Here is a 6,986-nt window from a genome sequence, read left to right on the forward strand (position 1 = left end):
GTTCCGAACTGCCCGACGCCGCCTTCTACCGGGGCGAGTTCGCGGGCTCTCTGCACGGCGGCCTCGCCTACCCCGCCGACGCGCTCCGCGCGATCTTCGCGACCGCGCCCGCCTCGCTGACCTGCGAGGAGCTGCGCCCGATGCGGGTCCCGGACCTGGACGAGGGCCTCTTCGGCGCGGACTTCCTGTGGGCGGGGCTGTTCCGGCGCGGGGCCTGAGCGGTATCCCCCGCGCGGAATGTCCGGGCCATGGCTTAGGATCCGCTCACCGTTACAGGAACCCCACAATCCCCGCACAACTCCGTGCGGCGCGGACCGCGTTCCCACGACGGCCACTCACTTCGTTCCGGGGGGTTCGAACAACACCGTGCGTACCCGCACTCTCGCCGCAGCGACCGCGCTCGCGGCCCTCATCAGCTCCGCGGCCCTGACGGCCGCGCCTTCGGCAGCCGCCGACTCCGCCGTCCGCACCACCATGGTCTACGTCTCGGACGTCGCCGAGGACAGCGCACACCACCACCTCTTCTTCGCCACCCAGTACGGCATCAAGGTCACCGACGCCCAGGGCAGGAACGTCACCACGCTCGGCAGCACCGAGCACGTCGCGGACCTCCAGCTCAGCCCCGACGGCCGCACCCTCTACGCCGTGCTCACGGACTCCGGCACGCTCGCCGCCTACGACACGGCGAGCCTCGGCAAGACCGCCGAGTACCCGGTGCCCGGTCAGCGCTCCGTGGGCGGACTGGCCTTCGCCGGGGGCCGCCTGTGGTTCAGCCATTACCAGGGCATCGGTTCCGTCGATCTCGGCGCCGAGCAGCCCGCCGCGACCCTGAACACCCTCGACGTGGGCGACGAGCCGAGCCGCGTGTACTCCGATCCCGCCGACCCGGGCGCCCTCCTCGTCGTGACGCACCACGGGGCAACGTCCACGCTCGCGACCTACGACGTCACCGGCGCGAGCCCCGTACTCCGCGTCTCCACCGAGCACTCCGGGAACGACGCCCGCCATGTGACCTTCGGCGCGGGCGGCCATTCGCTCCTCGTCGGTGGCGGCGGGCCCGACGCGCTCGTCGCCTACCGGCTCCCGGATCTCGTCAAGGCCCGCACGTACCCGTTCACGCGGGACTCGCCGTACGCCGTCGCGGGCGCCCCGGACGGTGCGGTCGCCGCCACGACCTGGGGGGACGGCGGTCAGCTCCACGTCTTCCCGCAGGACCCGGCCCGCCCGGCCGCCGTCCGCCCCGTCGTGAAGGACACCACGTCGGTCGGCACCGGGGCCGACTCCCTCCTGTGGGTGGAGGGCGGCAAGCGGCTGCTCGCCCTCAGCTCCATGCCCGGCGGCGGCACCCAGATCAACTTCCTCGACAGCGCCCGCACATACCCCACCACCCTCACCGTCTCCGCCCCCGCCAAGGCGGCCCGCGCCAAGTCCCTCACCATCAAGGGGACTTTGAAGTCCGCCCTCGCCCTCCCCAAGAGCACCCCGCTCAAGGTCGTCCGCACGGACCTCGACTCCCCGAAGGGCAAGACGCTGAGCGCCAAGTCCCTCGGCACCGGCGGCGCGTTCAGCTTCACGGACACCCCGCCGGCGGGCGGCAAGGTCACGTACAAGATCTCCTACGCGGGCGACGCCGACCACCCGGCGGCGAGCGCGTCCAGGAGCGTCGAGGTCTCGCGCGCCACGCCGGCGCTCAAGCTCAACAACAACAAGAAGGTCTACGCGTACGGGGCGGACGTGAAGTTCACGGCCCACCTCGGCTCCACGTACAAGAACCGCACCGTCGAGCTGTGGGCCGACCCGTACGGGAGCGACAAGCCCAACAAGCTCGTCAAGAAGGCCAAGGTCAACTCCAAGGGCGACCTCAGCGCGACCGTCGGCATGACCCGCGACACGAAGCTCACCGCGAAGTTCACCGGCGACTCGCGCTACGCCCCCAAGTCCGTCAAGGTCACGGCCTACGCGAAGGCCAAGGTCTCGCTGAGCCTGTCGAAGCAGTACAAGAACGGCAGGATCGGCTCGCACACGTACGCGTACTACCACAAGAACAAGGACGCGTTCGCGACGACGAAGATGAACTACTACAAGGGCCGCAAGCAGCGCCTGGAGATGGAGTTCTACTACCTGGGCAAGTGGCGGGACACGGCCACCGACTACTTCGCGCTCGGTACGAGCGGGAAGACGGTCTTCAACCTCGGCCACCCCGACGAGGCGGGCCTCCGCTTCCGCATCCGCGCCGCGTACCTCAACAACAGCTCGGGCGACAACGTGAACAGCACGGCGTACAGCCCGTGGAAGTACCTGTACTTCACGAAGTAGCGACCTCAGGGGCTGGGCGCCCGGGTGCCCGGGAGTCCAGCCCCTTCCGGCGGGCGGGGAGCGGGGACCGAGGCGGAGCCCCGAGAGGCGGGTCCCGGCTCACCCGCCCCCTTCGCCGTCCGCAGGACGATCCCGTACCCCGCCCCCGCCACCGTCCCGAGCACCGCGCACGAGCCCCACAGCCACCCGGCCCCCAGGTGGTCGATCATCGCCCCCGCCATCAGCGGCGCGACCAGCGCCGCCGCCGACCACGAGAGCCCGTACACGCCCTGGTAGCGCCCGCGCCCCCGGACCGGCGAGAGCTGGACGACCAGACCCGTCTGGGTCGGCGCGTTGACCATCTCGGCGAGCGTCCACACCGTAATGGTCATGAGGAGCACGGCCATCGAGTCCGCGAAGGCGGTGAGCCCGAGCCCGTACCCGGCGAGGAGCGAGGAGAGCACGAGCAGGCGGCCGGGGGAGCGGTGCTGGATGAACCGGGTCAGCGGGAGCTGGAGGACGACGATGAGGACGCCGTTGAGCGCGATCGCGCTGCCGTAGTCGGCGGGGGAGAAGCCCGCCCGCCCCATCGTGATCGGCAGCCCGACCTGGGCCTCCTGGAAGACGAGCGCGACGAGGAACGACAGCCCGACGACGGCCATGAAGCGCCCGTCCCGCGCCACCGTCCGCAGCCCCACCTCGTCCTCGCGCCGCCCCTTGTCCTCCGCCGCGCGCTCCGGCCGGGTCTCCGGCAGCCTCAGGAACACGACGACCGCGCAGGCCATCGTGAGGGCGGCCTCCCCGAGGAAGCCCGCGAGGTAGCTGTACTCGGCGACGAAACCGGCGAGGACGGAGGAGACGGCGAAGCCGAGGTTGATCGCCCAGTAGTTCAGCGCGAACGCGCGGACCCGGTCCTCTGCCGGGACGAGGTCGGCGAGCATCGCCTGCACGGCGGGCCGCGAGGCGTTGTTGACGAAACCGACCACCGCCGCGACACCCGCGATCGCGACCGGGTGCGTGACGAAGCCGAGCACCGCGACCGCGAGCGCCGTCCCCGCCTGCGCCGTGAACATCGTGGGCCGCCGTCCCCAGCGGTCCGTGAGCACCCCGCCGACGAGCGAGGCGAGGACGCCGCCGAGCCCGAAGAGAGCGGCGACGAGACCCGCGTACGAGGCGGAGTAACCGCGCTCGACGGTCAGGTAGATCGCCATGAACGTGTAGACGAAGCCGCCGAGCCGGTTGATGAGCGTGCTCGTCCACAGCCACCAGAAGGCGGGCGGGAGCCCCGACACGCTCTCGCGCAGAGCGCTGCGCACCCGTGCGACGGACGACATGGGACCCCCTCGGGACAAGCTGCGGTAAGCGGCCGAACGGCCATCGACACCGTACGAAGCGGGGGCGCGCGGAGCCACTGGATTGACGCCGCCCGTCAATCGTCGGCGGCTCCCGGCGAGGGCGCCGAAAGGGCCGCGCGGCGACCGTACGGAAGAGCCCCGCCGCGCCCGTTCGAGCAGGCCGTTGAAGGCGCCGGGCGGGCGCGGCGCGGGCCGTACCCGTGGATTACGCTCGGGGCCATGGCCGACGCACCGTACAAGCTGATCCTGCTCCGCCACGGCGAGAGCGAGTGGAACGCGACGAACCAGTTCACCGGGTGGGTGGACGTCAACCTGACCGAGAAGGGCGAGAAGGAGGCCCTGCGCGGCGGCGAGCTGCTGAAGGACTCCGGGCTGCTCCCCGACGTGGTCCACACCTCGCTCCTCAAGCGCGCGATCCGCACGGCGCAGATCGGCCTGGAGGCCGCCGAGCGCCACTGGATTCCCGTCCGCCGCTCCTGGCGCCTGAACGAGCGGCACTACGGCGCGCTCCAGGGCAAGGACAAGGCGCAGACGCTCGCCGAGTTCGGCGAGGAGCAGTTCCAGCAGTGGCGCCGCTCCTACGACGTCCCGCCGCCCCCGCTCGCGGCCGGCGCCGAGTACTCGCAGACGAACGACGCGCGCTATCAGACGATCCCGTCGGACGCCCGCCCCGACACGGAGTGCCTGAAGGACGTCGTCGTCCGGATGCTCCCGTACTGGTACGACGCGATCGTCCCCGACCTCCAGGCCGGCCACACGGTCCTCGTCGCGGCCCACGGCAACAGCCTCCGCGCCCTGGTCAAGCACCTCGACCAGATCTCGGACGCCGACATCGCGGGCCTGAACATCCCCACGGGCATCCCCCTCGCCTACGACCTCGACGCCGACTTCCAGCCGGTGAAGAAGGGCGGCACGTACCTCGACCCGGAGGCGGCGAAGGCGAGCATCGAAGCGGTGAAGAACCAGGGCCGCAAGTAACCCGGCCCCGCACACGGTGCCGTCCCCGGGGAAGGGGACGGCACCGTTGTGGAGTGGGCGGTTGACGTAGGTCACCTCGTACGTCCCGGGCGGGGAGACGTGGTGACTCGGCGTCGGTGGTGACGAGTTCTTCGGCTCGTGCTGGGGTGGGGGGCATGGAACGTTCTCGGATCGCCCTCGCTCTGACCGGTGTTGTCGTGCTCGGCGCCGTCGGCACCGCCTCCGCCAATGACGGCCTCGCACGGACCGTCGAGGGGAGCGCGTGCCAGGCGGAGGCCAGACAGCCGGAGCGGGGGCCCGACATCGACGGCGACGGGCACGGGGACCTCCTCCTGGAGACCGGCGGGGACGGCAGCACGGGTGTCGAGACGGGGCGGATATACGTGCGGTACGGGGGCGGCGCCGGTGCCCGTACCGCCTACTTCACGCAGAAGGACTTCGGTCTGCGCGGGCAGCAGGAGCCGGTCGGCGGCTCCGCGACGGGCATTCCCGCCGTCGCCGATCTCGACGGGGACGGCGCCGACGACATCGTGACCGGCGCGCGCCCCGCCGTCCGCTGGGGCGGCCCGCACGCCGCCGCCCCCACCCGCCTCCGCTTCCCCTACGCACCGGACGCCGAGACCGCGCACCCGCCCGTCACCGGTGACTTCGACGGCGACGGCCACCCGGACCTCGCCTCGCTCCGCGTCGGCAGCGATCACGCGGAACTCGTCGTCCTGTACGGGCCGTTCACGCGCGAGGGCCGCCCGGCCCGTACGGAGGTGCGCCGCACGCCCGACAGTGTCCGTCCCGCCTTCGCCTCCGGCCTCACGCTCGTGGCCGCCGAGGCGACCGGGGACGGGGTGGACGACCTCATCGAGTACGCACCCGGGGCGCACGCGACCCCGTACCTCCTCCCGGGCAAGCGCGGCGGCGGCTTCGGCGCGGCGCGCGTCCTGCCCGCGGGCGACGCCGTCGCCGTCGGCGACTACGACGGCGACGGCCTCCCCGATCTCGCGATCGGCGACAGCGGCGTCCCCGACGACGACGGCGAGTCCCCTCTCGCAAACCGGCGGGGCCGCGTCCTCGTCGTGTACGGGAAGGACCGCGCCCACCCCGTCGTCCTGGAGGGCGGCGCCCCGCGCGGCGGCTTCGGGCTCGGCGTGCTCACCGCCGACCTCGACGGCGACGGCTGCGACGACCTCGCCGTCCGCGCCGCGCCCGACCGCTGGCTGGAGACCGACACGCTCACCGTGCTGCACGGCGGCTCGGCGCACGGCCTGGGCTCCGCGCCCTGGCGGCGTCTCGGCAAGAGTCCCGTCCTCGCGGAACGGGCGGTGGAGACCGGTGACGGACGGCAGGACCTGCTCGTGACGGAGGGCGACGGGCAAGGGGGCGCCGGGGAACGACGGCTCGTGGGCCTGCGGGACCTCGTGGGCCTGCGGGACTCAGACTCGTAGGCGGTACGAGTCCGGCAGGTCCCGCACCTCGACGGACGTCACGACATGCGGCCCGCCCGCCACGTACCGCCCCAGCAGCGCGAGCACCGCGTCCGAGAGGTGCGCCTTCTGCGCGGGCGAGCGGTTCGGCAGGAGCGCGACCGTGACGTGCACGTACGGGTGCTCCTCGCCGGAGACGAAGGTGAGCGGCGCGGGCCGGAAGAAGATCTTGCCCACCCCCGCGGACTGCGACTCCGTGACGACGAGCGGGTCGAGTTCCTTCGCGAAGGCGCGTCGGTCGAAGAGGGTGTCGTCCAGCCGTTCCGTGTAGTCGACGGTGATGTGTGGCATGGACGGCTCCGCTCCGGCTCCCCCGATCGTGGCTCGATGGGCGTACCACCCATTTTCGCGCGGAGCCCGCGGCGGCTGGTACGGGGGAGCGGTGACCCCGGTCACGCCCCGGCCGTGGGCTGGCCGCCATGAGGGCACTGGTGCTGGGCGGACGGGAGTGGGAGGTCGCGCGGGGGCGGCCCGCGCTGGACGTCGGGCAGAAGGGGGAGCCGTTCGCGGCGGTGCGGGCCCCCGCGAGACCTCTGGCCTCGCGGGGGCGGGCGCGGCAGAGCGGTATCGCGGCCGGTCCGCCGGGCGACGCGGCAGGTCAGCCGGAGCAGCCCCCGCACTGGCACGGTCCCCCCGACTGGCAGCCGCAGCCGCAGCCGGAGCCGCAGCCGCAGGCGCCGAGGAGGGGGAGGGTCTTGCCCTCGGCGGGGGTGGGGGTCTCGTCAGGGGTCTCGGGCATGGGTCCTCCTGGATCGGGGGCGTACCTCGTGTCCAGGGGAACCGCGCGGGGCGGGGGGCGTCAACGGCGCGTGGGGGCGTGGGCGGCTCGGGCCTTCCGCCTCGTTGCCCCCCCGCCCCGCCCCGAGGCTCCGCCCAGGCC

Annotated in this window: 6 protein-coding genes; 3 read left to right on the forward strand and 3 right to left on the reverse strand. The window is 72.8% G+C overall.

Features of this window, described 5'->3' with window-relative positions:
* The first annotated feature begins 366 nt into the window (after nt 1-366).
* On the forward strand, nt 367-2,316 hold the full coding sequence (locus IF99_RS0124865; protein ID WP_030999529.1) for a hypothetical protein: 1,950 nt from the start codon (nt 367-369) through the stop codon (nt 2,314-2,316).
* A 5-nt stretch (nt 2,317-2,321) separates the two neighbouring features.
* Here the strand turns inward: IF99_RS0124865 and IF99_RS0124870 are convergent, their stop codons facing one another.
* Nucleotides 2,322-3,629 (reverse strand): MDR family MFS transporter, encoded by a 1,308-nt coding sequence (locus IF99_RS0124870; protein WP_234340842.1) that lies wholly within the window; start codon nt 3,627-3,629, stop codon nt 2,322-2,324.
* A 240-nt stretch (nt 3,630-3,869) separates the two neighbouring features.
* Between IF99_RS0124870 and IF99_RS0124875 the strand changes: the two genes are divergently transcribed.
* Nucleotides 3,870-4,628, forward strand: a complete 759-nt coding sequence (locus IF99_RS0124875) for a phosphoglyceromutase (RefSeq protein WP_030999531.1) — start codon at nt 3,870-3,872, stop codon at nt 4,626-4,628.
* A gap of 155 nt (nt 4,629-4,783) precedes the next feature.
* Nucleotides 4,784-6,067 (forward strand): FG-GAP repeat domain-containing protein, encoded by a 1,284-nt coding sequence (locus tag IF99_RS0124880; protein ID WP_030999532.1) that lies wholly within the window; start codon nt 4,784-4,786, stop codon nt 6,065-6,067.
* Here IF99_RS0124880 and IF99_RS0124885 read toward each other — a convergent pair.
* Both IF99_RS0124885 and IF99_RS34480 read right to left on the reverse strand, forming a co-directional pair.
* A complete protein-coding gene (locus IF99_RS0124885; RefSeq protein WP_030999533.1) occupies nt 6,056-6,397 on the reverse strand; it encodes a 5-carboxymethyl-2-hydroxymuconate Delta-isomerase in 342 nt (113 codons plus the stop codon). The genes IF99_RS0124880 and IF99_RS0124885 overlap by 12 nt on opposite strands.
* A 307-nt stretch (nt 6,398-6,704) precedes the next feature.
* Nucleotides 6,705-6,845 (reverse strand): hypothetical protein, encoded by a 141-nt coding sequence (locus IF99_RS34480; RefSeq protein ID WP_199806556.1) that lies wholly within the window; start codon nt 6,843-6,845, stop codon nt 6,705-6,707.
* Between the last annotated feature and the right edge of the window lie 141 nt (nt 6,846-6,986).

The organism is Streptomyces sp. NRRL F-5630 (genome assembly GCF_000719475.1).
In the GTDB taxonomy this organism is placed as follows: Bacteria; Actinomycetota; Actinomycetes; order Streptomycetales; family Streptomycetaceae; genus Streptomyces.